This window comes from Limnobacter humi, assembly GCF_024518835.1.
Lineage (GTDB): Bacteria > Pseudomonadota > Gammaproteobacteria > Burkholderiales > Burkholderiaceae_B > Limnobacter > Limnobacter humi.
Genome location: NZ_JANIGO010000001.1, coordinates 261,203 through 283,194 on the forward strand (window position 1 = coordinate 261,203; position 21,992 = coordinate 283,194).

At 57.3% G+C, this 21,992-nt stretch carries 23 protein-coding genes; 7 read left to right on the forward strand and 16 right to left on the reverse strand.

What is annotated here, in order from left to right; translation table 11 throughout:
- Positions 1–18: 18 nt before the first annotated feature.
- Genes NQT62_RS01225 through NQT62_RS01235 form a run of 3 tightly spaced genes read right to left on the reverse strand, consistent with a single transcriptional unit; the run spans position 19 to position 2,559 of the window.
- Positions 19–852 (reverse strand): PhnE/PtxC family ABC transporter permease, encoded by an 834-nt coding sequence (locus NQT62_RS01225; protein WP_256762717.1) that lies wholly within the window; start codon positions 850–852, stop codon positions 19–21.
- 10 nt (positions 853–862) lie between these two features.
- Positions 863–1,693 carry a phosphonate ABC transporter ATP-binding protein gene (locus NQT62_RS01230; RefSeq protein WP_256762718.1) on the reverse strand — a complete coding sequence of 277 codons (831 nt, stop codon included), beginning with the start codon at positions 1,691–1,693 and terminating at the stop codon, positions 863–865.
- Positions 1,690–2,559 carry a putative selenate ABC transporter substrate-binding protein gene (locus NQT62_RS01235; RefSeq protein WP_256762719.1) on the reverse strand — a complete coding sequence of 290 codons (870 nt, stop codon included), beginning with the start codon at positions 2,557–2,559 and terminating at the stop codon, positions 1,690–1,692. The genes NQT62_RS01230 and NQT62_RS01235 overlap by 4 nt, the downstream gene beginning before the upstream one ends.
- Before the next feature lie 109 nt (positions 2,560–2,668).
- On the opposite strand from NQT62_RS01235, the gene egtD reads away from it, so the two are divergent.
- Positions 2,669–3,640, forward strand: a complete 972-nt coding sequence (gene egtD, locus NQT62_RS01240) for an L-histidine N(alpha)-methyltransferase (RefSeq protein ID WP_256762720.1) — start codon at positions 2,669–2,671, stop codon at positions 3,638–3,640.
- Positions 3,641–3,644: 4 nt separating this feature from the next.
- Here the strand turns inward: egtD and NQT62_RS01245 are convergent, their stop codons facing one another.
- Positions 3,645–4,820, reverse strand: a complete 1,176-nt coding sequence (locus NQT62_RS01245) for a methyltransferase (protein WP_256762721.1) — start codon at positions 4,818–4,820, stop codon at positions 3,645–3,647.
- A gap of 17 nt (positions 4,821–4,837) precedes the next feature.
- Complete coding sequence (gene senA, locus NQT62_RS01250; RefSeq protein WP_256762723.1) at positions 4,838–6,082, reverse strand: selenoneine synthase SenA; 1,245 nt, start codon at positions 6,080–6,082, stop codon at positions 4,838–4,840.
- Here senA and senB point away from each other — a divergent pair.
- From senB to NQT62_RS01270, 4 genes are all read left to right on the forward strand, one after another.
- Positions 6,081–7,109: a selenoneine biosynthesis selenosugar synthase SenB gene (gene senB, locus NQT62_RS01255; protein WP_256762724.1), complete on the forward strand. Its 1,029-nt coding sequence runs from the start codon at positions 6,081–6,083 to the stop codon at positions 7,107–7,109. The two genes, senA and senB, sit on opposite strands and share 2 nt — an antisense overlap.
- Positions 7,096–9,390, forward strand: a complete 2,295-nt coding sequence (selD, locus tag NQT62_RS01260; protein WP_256762725.1) for a selenide, water dikinase SelD — start codon at positions 7,096–7,098, stop codon at positions 9,388–9,390. Before senB ends, selD begins: the two co-directional genes overlap by 14 nt.
- A gap of 7 nt (positions 9,391–9,397) precedes the next feature.
- Positions 9,398–10,015 carry a TVP38/TMEM64 family protein gene (locus NQT62_RS01265; protein ID WP_256762727.1) on the forward strand — a complete coding sequence of 206 codons (618 nt, stop codon included), beginning with the start codon at positions 9,398–9,400 and terminating at the stop codon, positions 10,013–10,015.
- A 65-nt stretch (positions 10,016–10,080) separates the two neighbouring features.
- The gene (locus NQT62_RS01270) at positions 10,081–12,072 is read left to right on the forward strand and encodes a methyl-accepting chemotaxis protein (protein WP_256762728.1); all 1,992 of its coding nucleotides are present in this window, start codon (positions 10,081–10,083) and stop codon (positions 12,070–12,072) included.
- Between the two features lie 7 nt (positions 12,073–12,079).
- On the opposite strand, the gene NQT62_RS01275 is transcribed toward NQT62_RS01270, so the two are convergent.
- From NQT62_RS01275 to NQT62_RS01315, 9 genes are all read right to left on the reverse strand, one after another.
- Positions 12,080–12,439 carry an FKBP-type peptidyl-prolyl cis-trans isomerase gene (locus NQT62_RS01275; RefSeq protein WP_256762730.1) on the reverse strand — a complete coding sequence of 120 codons (360 nt, stop codon included), beginning with the start codon at positions 12,437–12,439 and terminating at the stop codon, positions 12,080–12,082.
- Between the two features lie 86 nt (positions 12,440–12,525).
- The gene (gene cynS, locus NQT62_RS01280) at positions 12,526–12,969 is read right to left on the reverse strand and encodes a cyanase (RefSeq protein WP_256762731.1); all 444 of its coding nucleotides are present in this window, start codon (positions 12,967–12,969) and stop codon (positions 12,526–12,528) included.
- Positions 12,966–13,895 (reverse strand): ABC transporter ATP-binding protein, encoded by a 930-nt coding sequence (locus tag NQT62_RS01285; RefSeq protein WP_256762736.1) that lies wholly within the window; start codon positions 13,893–13,895, stop codon positions 12,966–12,968. Before NQT62_RS01285 ends, cynS begins: the two co-directional genes overlap by 4 nt.
- Before the next feature lie 5 nt (positions 13,896–13,900).
- Positions 13,901–14,749, reverse strand: coding sequence for a nitrate ABC transporter permease (gene ntrB, locus NQT62_RS01290; protein WP_256762741.1), 849 nt, complete (start codon positions 14,747–14,749; stop codon positions 13,901–13,903).
- Between the two features lie 3 nt (positions 14,750–14,752).
- Entirely contained in the window at positions 14,753–16,108 is a 1,356-nt protein-coding gene (locus NQT62_RS01295; RefSeq protein ID WP_256762742.1) for a CmpA/NrtA family ABC transporter substrate-binding protein, read from the reverse strand.
- Between the two features lie 21 nt (positions 16,109–16,129).
- Positions 16,130–16,810 carry a DJ-1/PfpI family protein gene (locus NQT62_RS01300; protein ID WP_256762743.1) on the reverse strand — a complete coding sequence of 227 codons (681 nt, stop codon included), beginning with the start codon at positions 16,808–16,810 and terminating at the stop codon, positions 16,130–16,132.
- A 111-nt stretch (positions 16,811–16,921) separates the two neighbouring features.
- Positions 16,922–17,551 carry a response regulator gene (locus NQT62_RS01305; protein WP_256762745.1) on the reverse strand — a complete coding sequence of 210 codons (630 nt, stop codon included), beginning with the start codon at positions 17,549–17,551 and terminating at the stop codon, positions 16,922–16,924.
- The gene (locus NQT62_RS01310) at positions 17,548–18,720 is read right to left on the reverse strand and encodes a sensor histidine kinase (protein ID WP_256762746.1); all 1,173 of its coding nucleotides are present in this window, start codon (positions 18,718–18,720) and stop codon (positions 17,548–17,550) included. The genes NQT62_RS01305 and NQT62_RS01310 overlap by 4 nt, the downstream gene beginning before the upstream one ends.
- A gap of 235 nt (positions 18,721–18,955) precedes the next feature.
- Positions 18,956–19,189: a hypothetical protein gene (locus tag NQT62_RS01315; RefSeq protein WP_256762747.1), complete on the reverse strand. Its 234-nt coding sequence runs from the start codon at positions 19,187–19,189 to the stop codon at positions 18,956–18,958.
- Between the two features lie 4 nt (positions 19,190–19,193).
- Between NQT62_RS01315 and NQT62_RS01320 the strand changes: the two genes are divergently transcribed.
- Entirely contained in the window at positions 19,194–19,466 is a 273-nt protein-coding gene (locus NQT62_RS01320) for a hypothetical protein (RefSeq protein ID WP_256762748.1), read from the forward strand.
- Positions 19,467–19,583: 117 nt separating this feature from the next.
- Here NQT62_RS01320 and NQT62_RS01325 read toward each other — a convergent pair whose 3' ends face one another.
- Together NQT62_RS01325 and NQT62_RS01330 are read right to left on the reverse strand one after the other, a co-directional pair.
- On the reverse strand, positions 19,584–20,300 hold the full coding sequence (locus tag NQT62_RS01325; protein WP_256762749.1) for an NAD(P)H-dependent oxidoreductase: 717 nt from the start codon (positions 20,298–20,300) through the stop codon (positions 19,584–19,586).
- A 170-nt stretch (positions 20,301–20,470) separates the two neighbouring features.
- Positions 20,471–21,121: a response regulator transcription factor gene (locus NQT62_RS01330; protein ID WP_256762750.1), complete on the reverse strand. Its 651-nt coding sequence runs from the start codon at positions 21,119–21,121 to the stop codon at positions 20,471–20,473.
- A gap of 163 nt (positions 21,122–21,284) precedes the next feature.
- On the opposite strand from NQT62_RS01330, the gene NQT62_RS01335 reads away from it, so the two are divergent.
- Complete coding sequence (locus NQT62_RS01335; RefSeq protein ID WP_256762751.1) at positions 21,285–21,950, forward strand: TetR/AcrR family transcriptional regulator; 666 nt, start codon at positions 21,285–21,287, stop codon at positions 21,948–21,950.
- Positions 21,951–21,992 lie beyond the last annotated feature (42 nt).

Here is a 21,992-nt window from a genome sequence, read left to right on the forward strand (position 1 = left end):
CCTCATTCGATTCACTGTTTAGGCCAGCACACTGCGCAACCAGGTGCTGACCCGGTCGGCCAGCCACACCAACAACACAAACACCAAGAGCATGGTGCTGACCTCACCACCGGCGAACATCTTCATGGACGAGTCCAGCTGTTGACCAAGCCCACCAGCCCCGACAAACCCCAGAACGGCAGACGAACGAATGGCACATTCCCAGCGGTACACGGTGTAACTGGCCAGTTCGCCGGCATTCTGTGGCAAAGCCCCATAGAAAAAAGCCTGTAGACGGCCACTGCCGTTTTGCAGCAGATTTTGGGGCACATGGGGATCGCCCGATTCCAGAATGTCGGCATACACCTTGCCCAGCATACCGCCATAGGTGAGCGCAATCGCCAACACACCTGAGGTGGGGCCCAAACCCACCACCCGAACAAACACCAGCGCCCAAATCAATTCAGGCACACTGCGCAGCACAATGGCCACCCACCGCACACACTGACGCAGTGCTGAAGGCAGCCAGCCCATTCGGCCCGGAATGGCCGAGACCGACAACACCCGAACCGACAACAGCGCGATGGGCACCGCCAACAACCACGCCAACGCCAAGCCCGCAGTGGCGATGGCCACGGTGCGCCAGCTTTCGCGCAGCACCATCTTCAAAAACTCGGGCTCCACCTTGGGAGGCACCATGTCCTTGAGAAAATTCAGGGTGGGTTTGAGATTTTCTTCGGCCAGCAATACCCAGGGCTTGAACTCGGTGCTGACCAGCATGGGCCACAGCAGCACCAGGCCGGCCAGGGTCCAAAACACCCGTGGCCACCAGGCGGGATCTTGCAAACGGGGATGATCAAGGGTGCTGCGCATGGTCGACCCTTCAGCGGCAGTGCATGGGCACTGGGGCTGGCTTGGCATCGGGCGCAACAAACTCGGGCGCCGGGCCAGTCAGCTCATCCAGATGCTGGGCGTAGAGGTCTGTCAACACACCAGGCGTTACTGCAGCGGCCGGCAGATCGAACACCAAACGGCCATCGCGCAAACCCACCACGCGGGGAAAATGCTTCAGGGCCATGTCCACCTGGTGCAAGGTACACACCAGGGTGGCCTGGCTTTGCTGCGCAAAACCGGTGAGGGTTTGCATGGCCTGCTCGGCCCGTACGGGGTCGAGTGCGCTCAAGGGCTCGTCCACCAACAACAGGCTGGCCCCAGAAACCAAGCCACGCGCCAAACCGACGCGTTGGCGTTCGCCGCCCGACAAACGATCCACACGGTCAAACAGTTTTTCAGCGAGATCGAATTCGGACAGGGCCTGTTGGGCCAAAGCGGCATCACTTGGATAAAACAGACTGCGCAAGCTTTGCCACAACCCCATCTGCGGAACACGCCCTGCCAACACGGCGGTAACCACACGTTGGCGTGGTGGCAGTGGAGGCACTTGCGGGGCCAAAAACAGGGACTGCCTCAGGCGCTTGAGCTGCGCCTTGGGCACCTGCCAGGGGTTTTGGCCACCGAGCTGCACAGTTCCCGCCTGCGGCTTGAGTGCGCAGGCCAACACATGCAGCAGCGTGGTTTTACCGGCACCCGATGGACCAATCACCGCCACCTGTTCGCCGGCTTCAATGGCCAAAGAAACCCCCTGCAAAGCCAGGGGGCTTTGGTCGCTGGCCGCCGGGTGGCGGCCAGCGCAGTGCTGCATCACGACATTCACTTCAACAATCCTGCGGAGCGGGCGGCTTTCTCAATACCCACATAATTGTCAGCCTTGGTGGGAATGAACTTGGAAGCGCGTTGCAGTTCCAGAATTTCCTTGCCTTCCGGTGTGTTTTTGTCCAGCGCCAGGAAAGCATCGACCAGCTTTTTGCGCACCTCCGGTGACACACTGCTGTTCACGGTCCAGTTGTAGTCGTAATACTCCGGGGTGGTGTAAATCACGCGTACCTTGTTGGTATCAACCTTCTTTTCTTCGACAAATTTCTGCCACACGGAAATGTTCAGTGCACCTGCATCCACTTTGCCAGCCGCAACGGCAGCAATGGTGGCATCGTGCGCACCACTGAATGACACTCGTTTGAAATCTTTGTCTGGGTCCAGCTTGCTGACTTCCTGCAAGAAATAGCGGGGCATGAGGTGGCCCGAGGTGCTGGAAGCAGAACCGAAGGAGACCGTTTTGCCTTTCAGGTCCGCCAGGGTTTTGATGTCCGGGTCGGTGGTGATGAATACCGATTTGAATTTTTCGTCTTCAGCGCGCTGCACCAGGGGAATGACCTGGCCGTTGGAACGCACCTTGGCCTGCACAAAGGTGAAGCCGCCAAACCAGGCCATGTCCACCTGCTTGTTGGCAATGGCTTCAACCGACGCGGCATAGTCGGTGACCGGGGTGTACTCCACTTTCATGCCCAGTTTGTCGGACAGGTACTTCATCAAAGGTGCAGCTTTGCGTGCCAGCTCGGTGGGCGACTCGTCCGGAATGGCGGTTACACGAAACACCTGTTCAGCATGACTTAAACCGGCCAATCCGATCATGGCGCAAGTCATCAATACTTTGAATGTGCGGGATGGTGAAAAACTGATCATGAATCGCTCCTTGATTGAGTAGGCCTGCAACAACACCGGCCAACCGAGTATAGAACCGATTTTGCGGCACAATGGATGCACTTTGTAACTGCAATAAGTATTTTTTGCCATGAAGCACACGCCCCGATTCATTCAGCGCCACCACAGCAACGCCCTGCAAATTCGGGCGGAGTTGCTTCAAGGTCTCCATGCACCGATTGCGCACACCTCGCCCAAATACCTCTACGATGAGTTGGGCTCCAAACTGTTTGAAGCCATCACCTGCATTCCGGAGTATTACCCCACCCGCGTGGAGGCCAGTATTTTTCGGGCACAAGCCGATGCACTGGCCAAGCTTGTACCCAAGCAGGCCAGCCTGATTGACCTGGGGGCCGGCAATTGCCAGAAAGCAGCCAATCTCTTTGCGGTTTTTGAACCAGCAAGGTATGTGGCTGTGGACATTTCGGTGGAGTTTCTCAGGGGTGCGCTGGAATGCCTCCAGCGTCAATTTCCAGACATGGACATGGTGGGTGTGGGGCTGGATTTTTCCGAACACCTGCAGTTGCCAGACGCGCTGGGCTTGCACCCGAACGACCCGCGGGTGCTGTTTTACCCGGGTTCCAGCATCGGAAACTTCACACCCAATGAGGCCCTGGCTTTTTTAAAACAGGTACACGCCTGCTGCGCGGTCAACCCAGAGGGTGGCTTGCTGATCGGGGTGGACCTGGTGAAAGATGCGCGGGTTTTACAGGCAGCCTATGATGATGAATTGGGCGTGACCGCTGCGTTCAACCGCAACCTGCTCTTGCACCTGAACACGCTGATCGGCAGCAATTTCAAACTGGCCGACTGGGCCCATGTGGGCCTCTACAACACCGAGTTGAATCGCATCGAAATGCACCTGGAGGCGGTTCGTGATGTGGTAGTGACCTGGCCAGAAGGCAGCCGCCACTTCGCGGCAGGCGAGCGCATTCACACCGAGAACTCATACAAGTGGACAATAGACGCTTTCACGGCCTTGCTGCATGACGCTGGCTTTGGACAAGCCACGGTGCTCACCGACCCCCAACACCAGTTTGCGGTGTGTTGGGCGCCGGTGTAGGGGCCTAGACGGCAGGTTCCAGCACAAACAGCGAGGTCACTTCCTGTTTGCGGGCCTGGTGCAACGGGTCGGATGGGTCCAGCGACTTGCTGTGCACCGGTCGGGTGTGCGTGACATGAACCACCCGCAGACCCGCCTGCGCAATCCAGTGCTGAAGCTCACCAGGTTTGCGCAACCCCAAATGTTCAGCAAGGTCAGACATCACCAGCCACGCCTCACCACCGGGCTTGAGGTGGGCCTTCACGCCATTCAAATAGCCCTTGAGCATGGCACTGTTGTCGTCGTAAATGGCTCGCTCAATTGCAGCCACCGGTTTGGCGGGCAGCCACGGCGGGTTGCACACCAGCAAGTCAGCCTGTCCGGATGGAAACAGGTCTGCCTGCACCACCGACACCTGCGCCTGCACACCGAGCTGCTGCACGTTGAAGGTTGCGCAGTCCAGCGCGCGGGGATCCAGCTCGGTGGCCAGGATGCGCGGTACCCCCCGGCGGGCCAGCAATGCGGCAATGACCGCTGTGCCGGTGCCAATGTCAAAAGCCAGGGCGTCGGGCCTGGAAAAGCGTTTCACATCCGCCTTGGCCAGCAGGTTGAGGTACTCACCGCGCACCGGTGAATACACCCCATAAAACGGAAACACCCGGTTGTTGGGTGCGGCGCCCAAGGCAGCAATTTCGACACCTTTTTTCCGCCATTCAAAAGCCCCAATCAAACCCAGCAATTCACGCAGAGAAATGCAGGCCAAGCCCTGCCAATTCAAGATTCCCCAGGCGGCCTGAAGCGCCTCATGCACCTCGGGCGCACGGCGCAAAGGCACGGTGAAATCTGCATTCAAAGGCACCAGAATGGAATTCAACACCCGCGCGCGTTGAGCCTGGCTTTGTCGATGCAAATGAAATGCATGGGCCGCGGTCACCTCGGGCTTGGCTTTTTTGGAACCCTTGCGCTTGTCGACCCGGCGCGCCAACGCCGACATCAATTGCTTGGCGTTTTGAAAATCACCCCGGTACAGCAACACCGCACCTTGCATGATTTCCCGATAGGCCATGTCAGCCGTGAAGGTGTCGTCGGCCAGCAGCACCTGTTTGGGTGCAGACACCAGTCGCTCGGTCATCCACTGGGTGGTGTAGTGGTCTGCCCCCTCACTCCAGGTCAGTGCATGTCGGTGTAATTCAATGGCCATCTCGGCGAAGTCCTTGTTCAAACGGTTGCACAGGTTCTAAAACCGGCAAAAATATCGGTTCGGTTGGGGGTGAAGTAATTGCGGTATTTGGGGTGCCGCATGGTGAGCGATGTGGCCATGCAGGCGCCTTTAAGCACGGTGCGGGTGCCAAACCACGGAGCTGAATAGTCCGCATAGGGGTGGGGTACAAAGCCTGGAAAGGGAACAAAAGACGACACTGTCCATTCCCAAACTTCGCCCCACGCCAGGCCCGGTTCGATGTGGACGGCATACTCCCATTGTGCCTCGGTGGGCAACTGACGACCTGCCCACGCGCAGTAAGCCAAGGCGTCGGCCTGACCGAGGTGCACAGCCGCCGCGCTCAGGCTCACTGGGTGAGCCTGTCCACCGCGTTGTTCGAGCAACTGCCCGCCCTGCCATTGAAAACGTGCAGGCAAGGCATGCCCGGTGGCCTCAACAAACGCCAGATACTGGTCCCAACTCACGGGGTGTGAATCCACTTCAAAGGCTGGCAGGCTGATGCTGTAAGACGGCAGCTCATTGTCAAAGGCAAAGCCGTCGCCTTGCCAGCCCAGCATCCACTGGCCAGCCGGGATAGACAGCGGGCCAGCCACCGGGTCCGAAAACACCCACGGTGATGGATGCGCATGGCTAGGCTGCAGTGGAATGTCCAACTGACGGGCCATGTACACCGCCGCTTCATTGTGCATTTGCTCATGAAACAGAACCAGCCTGAAAAAATACAGCACGGAATCCTGTTCGGCCGGGCTCAAGCCCTGCGCCCGAATCAGGGCTTCCACCCGGGCCAGCTCCTGCAAGGTTAACTGCAGGGTATCGAACAGATAGCCCTGGATGGCTGACAAATCACCCACCGCCAATGCCCAACGGGTGTCGTGGGCCACCAGGCTGCTGTTGAACAGGGCGTCGGCATGGTCCAGCACAGCAGGCTTGCGAGCATGCAAGGGGTTACAGTGCACACCCTTGAGCAATTCAACATTCCGCGCGACCCACCACTCCTGAAACCAGGCGATGTGACCAGCTTCCCACAGGGGTGGGTTCAAGCCGCTGTCCAGTGGTACCTGCAACCCTTCACCCAGGGCCTTGGCATAGTCATGGAGCAAGCCGAGGGTGCGCACGCGGGTTTCCACCAACCGAATGGCCAGGTCGGACGGGCCCGCGCAGCGGGCGTTCTGTGCCGCTTGCCAACGCGAGCTCGTGTACACTGGCGGGGCTGTATCTGGACTCAAATTGGGTGTGTGCATGACCTTGGCCAACAAATCTTCTGTGGTGATTGTAAGCCCAGCGCTGGCCGATTCGAACAATGGCAACTGGCAAACCGCGCGTCGCTGGCAAAAGCTGCTTCAAAGTCACTACCGGGTGCGGGTCATCAAACAATGGCCAGACCACGCCAATGCACCAGACGAAGACTGCTTGATGCTGGCCCTGCACGCCCGCCGTTCGGCATCGTCGATTGCTGCGTGGGCCAAGCACCGGCACAGCACCGCACAAACACCCGGCCTGGTGGTGGCCCTGACCGGGACCGACCTGTACAAAGACCTGCCGGACAATGCTGACGCGCAGCAATCCCTTCAGTTGGCCAGCCAACTGATTGTGTTGCAGGACGAGGCATTGAACTCCGTACCCGCCCAACATCGCCACAAAACCCATGCTGTTTTTCAGTCCACCACCAGCCGGCCCACACTGGACAAAACCCGGCGGCACCTGCATGCGATTGCCGTTGGCCACCTGCGTGCGGAGAAACAACCCGACACACTGATGGATGCGGCTGCACTGCTGGCCGGACAGCCTGGCATTTACCTGACGCATGTGGGCGCTGCCCTTGAAACCGCTTATGCCAACCAGGCACAACAGACCATGGCCATGAATCCGAATTACCGGTGGCTGGGGGCTTTGGCGCACGAACTGACCCGAAAGCGCATCCAACGAGCCCACTTGCTGGTTCATATGAGCAAAATGGAAGGCGGTGCCCACGTGGTGATGGAGGCCGTGACCAGCGGGACACCCGTGCTGGCCTCAAACATGGAGGGCAATGTGGGCATGCTGGGGCGGGATTATGCGGGTTACTTTGAGGTGGGCAATTCGGCACAATTGGCGCGCCTGCTGCAAACAGCCCAAGCCGATGTTCGAGCTGGCTGCCCAGCCGGCAGCCTGATGCACACCTTGCGGCGGCAATGTGCCGCCAGGGCCCGACTGTTTACTGCCAGCGCCGAACAAACCGCGCTGTTGAACCTGATCGATCTGGAGTTGAAAACCCATGCGCAGCACTGAACAACCCATTTTGCGTGACATTGTGCTGATTGGCGGCGGCCACAGCCATGTCGGCGTGCTGCGCATGTTTGGCATGAAACCATGGCCCGGGGTAAGGCTCACCCTCATTTGTACCGATGTGCACACCCCCTACTCGGGCATGCTGCCCGGTTATATTGCTGGCCATTACAGCTATGACGAGGTGCACATCGACCTGGGGCGGCTTTGCGCCTTTGCAGGGGCCCGACTGGTGATTGACGAGGTGGTGGGGCTAGACCGCCAGCGCAAGAAAATCATGTGCAAAAGCCGTCCACCGATTGCATACGATGCCCTGTCCATCAACATCGGATCAACCCCACAAACCCTGACAGTGCCGGGCGCAGCCGAGTGGGCTGTGCCGGTCAAACCGATTGCACAGTTCAATCAAAAATGGCTGGCCTTGCTGGACCGGGTGAAATCCCACGAGGGCGCAGACACCATTGCTGTGGTGGGTGGCGGTGCAGGCGGGGTTGAGCTGACTCTGGCCATGCAGCACCGGTTGCGGGCGGAGCTGAGAACCCTCGGCCGCAACCCAGATGACTTGACGTTCAACCTGCTGACTGCAAGCCCCTGCATTCTGCCCACGCACAATCCAACCGTTCGCGCCAAATTCGAGGCGGTGTTGCAAGAGCGCGGTGTTCACGTGCACTGCAACGCTGAAGTCACTGAACTGCGCCCCCATGGCTCGCGCAAAACCTTGGTCACCGACACGGGCCAGGAACTGGCCGTCGATGAGGTCATGTGGGTAACACAGGCCGGAGGGCCAGCCTGGTTGAAAAGCACTGGGCTTGAGCTGACCGAACAGGGTTTTATTCGCGTGGGCCCCACCCTGCAAACCTTGAACGACCCAGATATTTTCGCCGCGGGTGACATTGCGCACTTTGAAGCCAGCCCATTGGAGAAAGCGGGCGTTTTTGCAGTGCGCATGGGCAAGCCCCTGGTAAACAACCTGCAGAACTGGGTTGAAGGTGCGCGGCTGGACGACTATCAACCGCAACGGACCTGGCTGGCCCTGATCAGCACAGGCGACCAGTTCGCAGTTGCCTCCAAGGGCGCGATCGGATTTTGGGGCGCCTGGGTGTGGCGCTGGAAAGACTGGATTGATCGCCGCTTCATGGCCAAATTCAATGACTTCCCCGACATGTCGGCCACACCACCGACAGCCGCATCGTCGCCACAAGTGGCACTGAGTCAGGAGGAATCCCTGCAAGCCATCTCAGCGATTGCGATGCGCTGTGGCGGCTGCGGGGCCAAAGTGGGTAGCACAGTGCTGAGTCGGGCTTTGGGCGCGCTGCGGCCTGTGGAACGGGCCGATGTGCTGGTGGGTCTGCATGCCCCCGATGATGCCGCCATTGTGAAAGTACCGCCCGGCAAGGCCATGGTGCACACGGTGGATTTCTTTCGTGCATTCGTGGATGACCCCTATGTGTTTGGCCGCATTGCCGCCAACCATGCACTGGGCGACATCTTTGCCATGGGTGGTGAAGCACAGTCTGCCACTGCCGTGGTGACGGTACCACCGGGCCTGGAAGCCAAGGTCGAAGAGTTGCTGTTTCAAATGATGTCGGGTGCTGTTGATGTGCTCAACGACGCTGGCTGTGCCCTGGTGGGCGGCCACACTGGCGAGGGCAAGGAACTGGCCCTGGGCTTTGCCATCAACGGACTGGTGGATGAAAACCTACAGGGCGTGATGATCAAGGGGGGTATGAAACCTGGCGATGCCATTGTGCTCACCAAGCCGATTGGCACAGGCACCCTGTTTGCTGCCCTGCCCCAGCTGAAGACCAAGGGCCGGTGGATCGCCAGTGCGTTGCAATCCATGATGGTGTCCAACCGCCTGGGGGCTGAATGCCTGCGCAAGCACGGGTCCAAAGCCTGTACGGACCTCACCGGGTTTGGTCTGCTGGGCCATTTGGTGGAAATGACCAAACCGTCTGAAGTGGATGCCGAGCTGTTTCTGGACCAACTGCCGCTGTTGGACGGTGCGCTTGAAACCGTGAAAGCCGGTATCGTGAGTTCACTGCAACCCGCCAATGTGCGCCTGCGCCGGGCCATTCGAAACCAGGCCGCTTTTGTGGATGACCCTCGCTACCCCTTGTTGTTTGACCCGCAAACGGCGGGCGGCTTGCTGGCCACGGTGCCGGCAGACCAGGTGGACGCCTGCGTGACCGAATTGAAAGCGCTGGGCTATGTCAACACCCGCATCATCGGCCGAGTGATGGCCCAAAGCGATGCATTGGAACCGGTTGTTCTGAAGGGTTGATGCATTGATGGACACCGGGATATTGCTGGAATGGGCTCACTGGTTGAGCCTGTGGTTTGAATCCCACCCCTGGCAGGCTGCGCTGGCCTACACCACGGTGTTCACGGCCATCACCGCATTGTGCTTGCCGGGTGCCGCGGTGCTGATGGTGCTGGGCAGCCTGTGCATGGGGTCAAACCTTTGTTTTGGTTTGTCCCTGACCGCCTCAACATTGGGTGCATGGCTCACGTTTCTGGCGTGTCGCCACTGGTTGAAACCGGTGATGGTGCAGCGCCATGCGCAACGCCTGAACCGCTTTTCAGCAGCCATCCACCGACATGAGGCGGCCACCCTGCTGAGTTTGAGATTGGCGCCTGCCATTCCTTTTGTTCTGTTCAACGTGCTGTGCGGACTGGGCAACACCCGCTCCGCCACTTTTTTATGGACCAGTATCGTGGGCATGGCCCCGGGCACCTGGCTGTATGTCAAAGCAGGCCATGAATTGGGGCAACTCACCGGCTGGCAGGACGCCCTTGCCCCCGAACTCCTACTGACCTTGCTGGCCTTGGCCTTGATGCCCTGGTTGGGTGTGTGGCTGAACAAACGGCTGCAATTGACCCGCACGGGTGGACACCCAACTGTTTGATGGGATTGCACTGACCAATCGGCAACACTTCCGTGCATGACCTGACGACTGACCGGAGTGTTTCCATGCCTTTCACCCTGCCCAAAGCCCTGAACAGTTGGCGCCTGCAATCCAAGTTTGTGCTGATTGCAGCGCCATGCGCGCTGGCAGTGGCCACCCTGTTTGGATTGTTGATCAACGAACAGATGAAGCTGGTCAACACCACCCGCGAGGAGCTTGCTGGCGTTGCATTGGTTCCGCAGTGGTATGCGCTGCAAAACAGCCTTCAAGATCACCGTGAAAGCATTCAACTCAACAGCATGGGCGCAGTAAGCCAACATGCCGCAGGCGACACTGCTGTGGCTGTTGACCAGGCCTTGCAAGCATTGTTAGCGGCCATGCCAACGGACTGGGCAGAGACCCCAAAACGATTGGACGCACTGAAAACCCGATGGAAGTCACGCCAGACCGGTGAGAATGCACAGGCTTTTCAGGACCTCAGCGCGCTGCTCAGCGATGAAATGGGCTTGATTCGATGGTCCGCCGATGACAGCACCATGACATTCGACCCCGAGGTATCCACCTATTACCTCATCAGCGCGCTGAATTTTGATTTGCCCCAATTGCATGAGCAGGTAGACCTGGTGCGCAGCCGCATGGTGAACCTGATTGGCCGCGGCGAAGCTGACGACGTCTTGGCTGGCGAAATTGGCGCCCGCATGTTGATGATTCGTCAACTGGGTTCAAACCTGGTGCTTTCGTTTCAAAAGGTGGAATCGGCTGGCGTGCCGCTGGATGCCAAATTGCGTGAACAGCTCAAGGACTATCCAGCTCGCGAAACGGCACTGCACACGCTGGCGGGCTCCATCAACCAAGCACTGGGTGCCAGCACCATGGCGTCAATCAACCAGCAGGTTCAACCCCTGCAAAGCCTGCTGGACGAAGTGGCGGTGCAGAGCAGCACCTTGCTGAGGCAGGCACTGCAGCAGCGCATCGAGCGTTTGCAAAAAAACATTGCCATGGAGCTCGGATTGGCGGCCCTCATCTGCTCCATGGCTTTGACACTGGCGTTGGCTGTGTTCAGGAAAGTGAATCGAGATGTGGCCTGTGTGCTGACCCAAAGCCAACGGCTCTCCGCATTCAATCTGGTGAACAGCCCTGTTTTGCAGCAGCACGATGAGCTGGGACAGATTTCCGCTGCCATTGAAACCGTTCGGCATTCCCAGGCAACAGCGATTGCCAACATTTCAGCGCTGACAACCCAGTTGAATGACAACACACGGACACTGGAAAACACGACAGGTCATATTCACCAGAATGCGGCAGACCAAGCCGACTCCTCTGCCAGTGTGGCCAGCTCCATCGAGGAGCTCAGCGTGTCGGTTGGGCAAGTGGCTGAGCATGCGGAAGCGGCCAAACACCTGGCCAACCAAACCGGGGAATCATCACGACACGGACTGCACACCGTGGGTGCAGCACGCCAGGCCATGCAAGGCATTGGCGAATCCACCAGCCTGCTGGCCCAAGACATGGACCGCCTGGGTGAGCGCACCGATCGAATTTCCATCATCGTACAAACCATCCATGACATCGCAGAGCAAACCAACCTGCTGGCCTTGAATGCGGCAATTGAAGCGGCTCGGGCTGGCGAACAGGGGCGAGGCTTTGCGGTGGTGGCCGACGAGGTGCGCAAATTGTCGGAGCGCACAGCACAGGCCACACAGGATATTTCCAGCCTGGTTGAAAGCATTCAGTCGGAAACGCTGGCTGCCGTGAACAAAGTCAAAGGCTGGAATAACGAGATAGCCGATGGCATGGCCAAATCGGACCAAGCCGAGCAGGCCATGCAGGGTATCAATTCACAATCGCTACAGGCCTGCGAATCAGTGATGGAAATTCACGCCGCCTTAGCGGAGCAAACCGTGGCCTCTCAAACCATTGCACGACAGATTGAACGCATTGCGCAAGGCACGGAAGAGGCACAAACGGCAGTGGCCGCATTGACGCAGGTGGCCAGCGAAGTCAATGGACTGTCAACCCACCTGAACAGGCTGGTGGGTCAATACCAATTGGGTTGATCAACGCTTAGCGGATGTCGAACAACTCCACATCGAACAGCAGGTCGGTGTTGGGCGGAATCGGGCCTGCACCACGGGTGCCATAGGCGGTGGCTGCGGGGCAGAACAGGGTCACACGGTCACCCACCACCATTTCGCACAGGCCTTGCGTCCAGGCTGGAATGACCTGATTCAGGCGAAAGGAAATTTTCTCATTGCGGCGAATCGAACTGTCGAACACGCGTCCATCCAGGAACGTGCCTTCATAGTGCACTTCCACCATGGAGGTGGGTGTGGGCTTTTGCGTGCCAGTGCCGCGCTGTTTGTAGGTTAGCTTGACGCCGGAAGGCAGAACCAATTCATCGGGGGTGTTGGGGGTGTCGCTCATGGCAGTCTCCAATAGGGGTACTTCGCGAACTGCGAAAGACCCCTATTGTATCGGGCATGGCGACACGATCGTGCCCCAGTGGTGTTTCAGTAGGTTTTGTAGGGCAGGAACTTGCCGCTCATCACAATGCTCACGCGATCGCCCATCGGGTTGGGCTCGCGCTGCAGGTCCATTTTGAAGTCAATCGCACTCATGATGCCGTCGCCAAACTCTTCGTGGATCAATTCCTTGAAGGTGGTGCCATACACGCTGATCAGTTCGTAAAAGCGATAAATGAGCGGATCGGTGGGCACGGATGTGGGCAGGCTTCCCTTGTAGGGGGTGACTTGAAGCAGCTCCACAGCATCTTCCGGCAAATTCAGATAGCTGCCGATTTTTTTGGCCTGCTCTTCGGTCAAGGTCATTTGACCCAACAAAGCGGCAGTCGTCCACTCTTTGGACTGGCCAACAACCTCGGCACAGCTTTTCCAGGACACTTTCTTTTTCCGCTTGGCAGTCAAAATCAGTTGGGTTACGTCATCGCGATTCATGGTGCACTCCTTTGCAAAATATGGATGTTGGCGGGGTTTGTCTCGGATTTGAGCGCTGCCAAACCCGGGCGAACCACCGGGGGTTGCTGGTGACGTTGTTGAACATCACTGGCGTGATTGGTCACCGATGGACTGGCACGATTCACCAGAAAATCCACCAGGTGATTTCGAATGGCGTAGTACTGCGGGTCATGGTGGATGGATGCCCGGGTGCGGTTTCGTGGCAGGGTGATTTCCACGATTTCAGCAATGCGGGCCCGCGGGCCATGGCTCATCAGCAGCACCTTGTCAGCCAGCAAAATGGCTTCGTCCACGTCGTGTGTGATCATGAACACCGTTTGCCGCGTGGCCTGAACAATCTGCAGCAGTTCATCCTGAATGGTGCCGCGCGTTAAAGCATCCAGCGCACCAAAGGGTTCATCCAGCAGCAGCATTTGCGGCTCAATGGCAAAGGCCCTGGCAATGCCCACCCGCTGCTTCATGCCGCCCGACAGTTCATGCGGCTTTTTGTGGGCCGCTTTGCCCAAGCCCACCATGTCCAGGTAGTGCATGGCGTGCGCCGTTACTTCATCGGGCTTTTTCTTGGGCCAACGCGAGCGCACACCAAACTCCACGTTGTTCAATGCGCTCAACCAGGGCAACAAGGCATGGCTTTGAAATACCACACCACGCTCCAGGGACGGACCCACCACCTGTTTGCCATTCATGATGGCATAGCCTTCTGTGGCATCGTCCAGACCGGCCAGAATGTTCAGAATGGTGCTTTTGCCACAACCGGAGTGGCCGATGATGCACACAAACTCGCCTTGGTGAATGTCGAAATTCACATGCTCAAACACGGGTGGCACCGCGGCGTTGCCCGGTTGGTATGTTTTGCTCAAACCCTCCACTTGCAGAAAGGGATTGAGGTCGTGATGAACGGTCATGGCAATTACTCCCGATAAGCCACGGCACGCGCCAGGCGAGCCAGCAAGTTGTCCAGCAACATGCCGATCAACCCGATGAACAAAATGGCACTCACAATGTTGGCAATCGACAGGTTGTTCCACTCATTCCAGACGAAATAGCCAATTCCGGTGCCACCCACCAGCATTTCCGCCGCCACAATCACCAGCCAGGCAATGCCAATTGAAATGCGCATGCCAGTCATGATGGTGGGTGCGGCTGCAGGCAATATCACCGTGAAGGCGGTGCGCAATGCGCCAATTTCCAGGGTCCGCGCCACGTTCAGCCAGTCCCGCCGCACGCTGGCCACGCCAAAGGCAGTGTTGACCAGCATGGGCCAAATGGAACACACGAAGATCACGAAAATGGCCGAGGTGCTGCTGTCTTTGATGGTATAAAGCGCCAAAGGCATCCAGGCCAAGGGGCTTACCGGCTTCAAAATCTGAATGAAGGGGTCCAGGGCCTTGTACAACAATGGGGACATGCCGATGACAAAACCCAGCGGAATGGCCAACAAGGCCGCCAGGCTGTAGCCCGCCAACACTCGGGCGATGGAATACGCCAGTTGGATGCCGATGCCCTTGTCGTTGGTGCCCTTGTCGTAAAACGGGTCACTGAGATGCTCAATCAGCTTTGAACCCACGTCCCACGGTGTGGGCAGCGGTGTTTTGCTGCCACTGGCAGCGGCATTGCCCACCAGTGCAGCATACTCAGCATCCACTGAAACCGCCTTGTTCTCCGGCCGGGTGGCCAAGGCCCACACACCAATGAGCACGGCCAGCAGCAGTGCACTCAATGCCCACGGTGCCCAACGAGATTGTTTAAAGCCGTGCATGCCTTACCCCTTCAAGCGTGAAATGGCAAAGCTTTCGGCATAAGCCTGGGGCTTTTTCGGATCAAACACCTTGCCCATCACGGTGATGGGTTTGTCAGTGCTTGCGGGCACCGGCAAACCAGCCTCTTTCATGAGACGTGTTGCATCGGTGGCCAAAAACACCTGCTTGGCCACCTGGGCATAATCCACCTCGCCCTTGATCTGCCCCCAGCGTTTCATCTGGCTCAAAATCCACAGCGCAAACCCCTGGTAGGGGAATGGGTCAAAGTCAATGCGGTTGGGCTCCTTTTTGATATTGCCCAAACCGTCGGCGTATGTGCCGGTCAACACCTGCTCCACCACGGTGAGGGGCTGGTTCAGGTAGTTGGTCGGGGCAATGGCCGCTGCAATTTCTTTGCGGTTCTCCGGTTTGCGGGCGTAGGCGGTGGCTTCCAGAATGGCCTTCAACAAAGCCTTGTAAGAATTCGGTGCCGAGGTCACAAACTCTTTGCTGGCTGCAAACGCGCAGCAGGGGTGACCATTCCAGATTTCCTTGGACAGTATGTGGATGAAACCCACCCCGTCATACACCGCCCGCTGGTTGACCGGGTCGGGTGCCAAAAACCCGTCGATGTTGTCAGCCCGCATGTTGGCCACCATCTCGGGCGGCGGCACAGCGCGAATCTGCACATCACGATCGGGGTCCAAACCGTGTTCAGCCAGGTAGTAGCGCAACAGGTAGTTGTGCATGGAATAGTCAAACGGCACAGCGAACTTGAAGCCCTTCCAGTCTTTCGGATCGCGCTTGTCTTTGTGCTTCATCGACAGGGTGATGGCCTGCCCGTTGATGTTCTCAATGGCCGGTATGGTGTAAGGAATCGGGTTGGAACCCACACCCAGGGTGATGGCCAACGGCATGGGGCTCAGCATGTGCGCCGCATCGTATTCCTTGGCCAGGGTTTTGTCGCGGATCACAGCCCATCCTGCGGTTTTCACCACCTCCACATCCAGACCCTGCTTGGCATAAAAGCCCATGGGTTGGCCCATGATGATGGGTGTTGCACACGTGATGGGAATAAAACCCACTTTCAGCTTCTGCTTTTCCAATGCACCAGCAGGTGCCGCGAACGCCTCTTTGGCGGCACCCAGCGGGAAGAAACTGGACAATGCGGCCATGGCTGTACCGGCACCCACCACACGCAGGAAATTGCGGCGCACTTGGTCGTCTGGAAACACGGCTTGCATCACGGCGGATTCCACCGCACGGTCCTGCAGGGCGGCCAACGCCATATCATGCTCAGCCTGCGAGACATGCTGCCCGCAGGCACAACCTGCGCCCAGCCGGGTGTAGTGGTCAAAGGGGTCTTTAAACAATGACATGTCAAACTCCTGGGTCAAACATCACGCGCTGGCCTGCAGGGCTGCAGGCCGGTAGTAATCCACATCGTGGCGATACTGCTCATAGGCCTTTCCGTATTCCATCACCCGCGCCACATCGGTGATAAAGGCATCGTCGTAACCCGCACGGCGAAGCAAATGGAAGCCCAGCTCCATGCCGCTGGCGATTCCACCGCCGGTCACGAGCCGCCCAGCATCCACCACCCGTGCGCGGCTCACCCGGCAGGTGGGCGCGATCTCGGCCAATCGATCAATCGGTGTCTTGCCCAAGTGCGACGCTTCCAGACGGTCTGGCTCCTTGCGGTTGGTCGCGGGCAGGCCATCGAGCAAACCCATGCGGGCGTAAATCCATGATCCGGTGCACACGCTGGTCAGCAGACAGTCCTGCGGCAGCGCTCGGACATACCGGTGCAGGTTCCGGTTGTGCATTTCCTGTCGGGTGCCAAACCCACCTGGAATCAGGAAGGCTTGCACATCGGGCTGGTCATTGAAGCTGTAGTTGGGCAACACCGTGAAGCCAGCCTGGGTTTGCACCGGGCGCATGCTTTCCGCAATCAGAAAAACATCCAGCTCTGGGTCAAATCGACGCGCCACGGAAAACACACCGTAGGGCGCTGCGTAGTCCATCACCTCTGCGTCCTTGAACACATAAATGCCCAAGCGGAAACCGTGCGCCCTGGCCATGCCTGTTCACCTTCCCAAAAAACATCCCATGGAGATCAGTGTGCATGCACCCCCCGAGCACGGGTATCGCAGGGCCAATGATTGTTCTGTAGTGCTGGCCCTACAGGGCTGTCACTCCAGCCCGTGTTCCTTGGTGTAATTCACCAACTCCACCAGGTTTTTTAACTGGAGCTTGTCAAACACCCGGGCACGGTAGGTGGACACGGTGTTGGATGACAGACAAAGGCTTTGCGCAATGTGCTGAACCGACTCCCCCTTGGACAACATGCGCAGCACCTGCATTTCGCGATTGGACAGCACCGCATGGCGCGGTTGGTCTGCGGGTTGTCGCAGGGTTTGCGCCAACAGCCCCGCGGCCAGGGGCGTGAGGTACACCTGGCCCTGTGCGGCCAGGCTCACAGCCTGACCCAGCTCTTGCGGTGAACAACCCTTGTTCAAATACGCATTGGCACCACTGCGAATGGCCCGGGTTGCAAATTGGCTTTCGGGATAGACCGACAACACAATCACACCCAGTTTTGGAAATTCACTGCGGATACTGCGCAGCACGTCAAAACCATCCCGTTCACCAAGCGCCACATCCAGTAGCACCACATCGGTGCGTTGCTCCCGCAATATCCGGATGGCCTGCACCCCATCCGAGGCTTCGAGGCAAACATGGCGTGTATCGAGTTCATGAAGAATCTGGATCAACCCTTTTCGAATGATGGTGTGATCATCCACAATCAAGATGCAACTCATGACTGGCCCCCAGCAGACGATCCATGCCGAACCATGACATTGGGCATGGTGATGGCAATGCTGGTGCCACCGCCCAGCGCAGGGCCGATGCTGCACTTCGCACCCAGGTCCCAAGCCCGTTCTTCAATGCCCATCAAACCAAAACCTTGCGATACCCCTTGCACGGGCAAGCCCTGTCCATCATCTTGCACCCGAATGACCAGCGCATGGTCTTCGCACTGAACACTGACTTCCACCCGGCTTGCACGGGCATGCTTGTGCACATTGGTCAGCGCCTCTTGCACAATCCGGTACACCGCAATTTCGGCATCGCGCCCCAAACGAACCATCTCCAGATCGGGTTGAACATCCAGTATGGTTTGAATCCTGGTGCGTGCCATGAACTCACCCAGCAGGTGTTCAATGGCTGGCCACAAACCGAGATGGTCCAACAGACCCGGCCGAAGATCCGACAAAATGCGTCGCAAGCTGTCCATTGCGCCCTCCGACAGTTTCACCATGGCACCAATCCGCAAGGCCAGTTCAGGCACCTCATTGACCCGGTAGGCCAACGCCTTGAGCTCCAGATCAAAGGCGGTGAGTTTGGCCCCCAGGTCGTCGTGCATCTCGCGTGCAATGCGGGCACGTTCGCGCTCGCGGGTGGTGTTCATGTGTGCGGACAAGCGACGCAATCGGTCATGCGCCTGCTGCAACTCGGCAGTCCGCTCCAGCACACGACGCTCCAGTTCAACCTGCACAGCAGCCCGCAGGTTTTGTGCTTCGATGCGGGCGCTGATGTCATTGAAGGTGACCACGGCACCAACCACCGCACTGCCTTCGAAGATGGGATACGACGCATACTCGGCCGGAAAACTGGTGCCATCCCGACGCCAAAGCACTTCACTGTCCACACGACACCCTTCGTTTTGCTGAAAGGCTTTAAAAATTTGGCAATCGCACACAGGCATCAAATCGCGGTTTGCATAGGAATGGTGCATGAGGTAGTGCATGTTGCGCCCCAACACCTCATCGGGTGTGTAACCGAGCATGCTGGCACCCGCTTTGTTGATGAACACACAGCGACCTTTCAGATCGATGCCGTAGATGCCCTCGCCGGTGGAGTCCAGCAACAGCTCGAGCTGCCGGCGCCATGCGGCATGGTGAGAAAGGCTGGAAAGGTGTTTGAACATCGCAATGCCTGTCGATAAAACCTGCACTCAAAATAGCAAAAGCGATGCCTGAAATTTTGCTGTTTTCAATGCGGAAATTGCACAAGAACTGTGCGAAAAAAAAACCACAAAATTTTCGGAAAAAACAATTCAAACGGGTTGTTGTCAATCAATTGATGAAAAAAGCTTTTCAGAAAATAATTTTTGATGTAAACAGTAGTCACCACACCCTAATAGGAAGGTTATAAAACATGGATCAAAAGCCTGTAGACTCTGAAGCAACGAAGGCAGCTCCCGCTGCTGCAAAAAAACCTGCAGCGAAAAAACCTGCTGCAAAAAAACCCGCTGCTGCAAAACCTGCTGCTGCGAAAAAACCCGCCGCTGCCAAGAAGCCTGCAGCTGCTAAAAAACCAGCTGCTGCGAAAAAGCCTGCAGCTGCTGCCAAAAAGCCAGCCGCCAAAAAAGCTGGCGTAGCTTCTGCAGCAGCCAAGGCCTTGGGCGATGCAAAAGCCAAAGCCGCTGGTGCAAAAGCCAAAGCCACCAAGAAAGTGGCTGCCGCCAAGAAAACTGCAACCACCGCCAAAACCACTGCCAAGAAAACAGCCACCAAGGCCAAAGCCGCCGTGATGGGTGCTTCCGACCGCAAGAAGTTGTTGAGCGAAGTGCAGAAAGAGATCCGCGATCTTGAGAAGAAAGTGAAGGATCTGGTGAAGTCGGTTCAAAACGACGTGATCTCCAAGATCAAGAAACAACTCGGCTTGAAGTAATTCAGCTTAAAACAAGAAGAAAATTGGGTGGCAAGGCCCTGCTTGCAGGGCCCGCTGTCCTCCAAAACTGCAGTAACAATCCAAACCCGCGCCTGCCGCGGGTTTTTGTTTTGGGGCTCACGCCATGGGCTTGTCGCCAAGGGGATTCATCTGCGCATCAAAATGATCGAGACTGGGCACAGGCAGGCTCATGCGTTGATCCAGCCCACCGATGCAGGCGTCCAGGTCCAGCAGAATTTGCTCACGAGCCTCTGGGCTGATATACGGCACGTGGTAAGCCGCAAAAGGTGACAGTACTTCAAAGCCAGCGTAACCCAAGCTGCCCTGCTGAACCGGTTTCAACAAATCATTCAAGCCGCCATGCACCGACCCTGGGCCAAACATGTGCTCGCGGCCACCCAAGGTAAAGGTCAACATGGCGCGCTTGCCACGCATCAGGCCCCGGTCATAAAAATTTCGGCCACCGTACACCACACCAGACAGAAATACCCGGTCGATCCAGCCTTTGAGAATGGCTGGCAGTGAAAACCAGTACAAGGGGAAATTCAGGATCAGCAAGTCTGCATTGTTCAGCAGCGCCAATTCCGTGGCAATGTCCTTGGGCAGTGCACCCGTTTTTTCAGCATGTCGCTGTTCCAGCGCATACACCAGGTAATCGGGATTGGCACGTTTGGAAAAATCTGCAGCACTGGCCACGGGATTGAACGACTTTTCATAGAGGTCTGAAACCACCACCGTGTGCCCCATGGACTCAAACAGGCTCACCATTCGATCCTTCATGGCGGTACAAAACGACTGGGGTTCGGGGTGCGCGTGGACAATCAGGACATTCATGGGGTTTGGCTCATCAACACAATGGTGATGGCTATGCTATCAAACCCCGGGGAAAGATATCCCCATTCGATGGGCACAAGTGCTTGGATAGCGTGTGGACAAGCATCGCAAGCAACTCATTTCATGGTGCTTTCCAGGCAGCGATTAAAGAATAGGCAACGCCGCCTGCGTCAGGCATTCTGTGGCTGGCTGTCGTGGGTGTGATGCACTTGTGCATGCTTGTAGATCACCGTGGCTTCCATCCGGTTTTTTGCATTCAGACGCTCCAGAATGTCTTTGACATGCCCTTTCACCGTTTCCAAACTGATGTTCAATGCCTCGGCAATGTCCTTGTTGGTCAGGCCTGCGCCAATCAACTCCAGGACCTGGGTCTGTTTGTGGGTCAACTGTTTGGCGGGGATAGAATGAACGGGTGCGGTGTACAGGCCCGCCTGGTCCAGGGCATGGCGCATGTGTTCCATCAACTTTGGAAACGGCGTCATCTTGGAGAACACGGAGAAGCGCTGAGAATCCTGACGCTTCAACTGCGACATCACTGGCGCATCATTGGCGCTGATCAACACCGGAATGTTGGGAAACAGCGTGTCGAACAACCCAACGAAGGAATCCGGCCTGACGTCATTCAAATAAAAATCGGTGATGACCATGGCGGGAAAATCACGCACTGCCGCCTGGGCGGCCTCTTTCAAATTGGAAAACTGCCGGGTGCGCACACCCGGTGCCAAATCTTTGACCAGGGCCAGCAAACCGAAACTGACGATCGGATGATCATCAATGACAAACACCTGTGGCATGTCGATGCGTTCATTCAAGTGACCCACGGCAACTCCCACGCAAAAGCAATATTGGATGTCTCACTGTAAAAAAAAATGGCGTGGGTCAGTCCGCCAATAAGACCCCTCAAAAGGGTCCCAGATTGCCGATTTGATTCAATATTAAAAATTTCATTGACACTTCGTCAACGACTAAACTAACATCCAAACCATGAGCTACATCACTGAACGACGCGAAGAAGAAAAGGAACGCCGCCGGGAAGAAATCCTGGATGCGGCCGAGGTTGTTTTTTCCGACAAAGGCTTTGACACAGCCACCATGGACCAAGTGGCCCGGCAGGCACGGGTGTCCCGCGCGCTGGTGTATGTCTATTTCAAAGACAAGGACGCCCTGCACCTGGCTGTGTGTCTTCGAGGCCTTCAACTGCTGCGTGAGTTGTTTCAGCAGGCTCGGGAAAATGCCAAAACAGGCGCTGATCAAGTTCGAGCGATTGGCCGGGCCTACATGAATTTTTCGGAACAGCACCCCACCTACTTTGCAGCGTTGTCGCGCTTTGAAGCCCAGGAACACGACTTCAATCAGGACGACCCTTGCTGCGAAACGCTGGAGATGATGCAGGCGGGCCAGAAGGTGCACGAACAGACGGTGCTTGCCCTGGCCCAAGGCATGGCAGACGGCAGCTTGCGCAACGACCTGAAGAACCTGATCCAGATCTCCATCACCCTGTGGGGCTATACCCACGGCACCATTCAACTGGCACAAACCAAATTCAAATTCATGGAAGCCATGGGCTTCTCGAAAGAACAATTCATGAGCGATGCATTGGAACTCACCATGCATGCGCTGTGTAAACCCGGCACCGGAGGCCAGGCATGAGTCCACAACGCACGCGGTTCAACGGGCGGCTTTTTCGCCTTT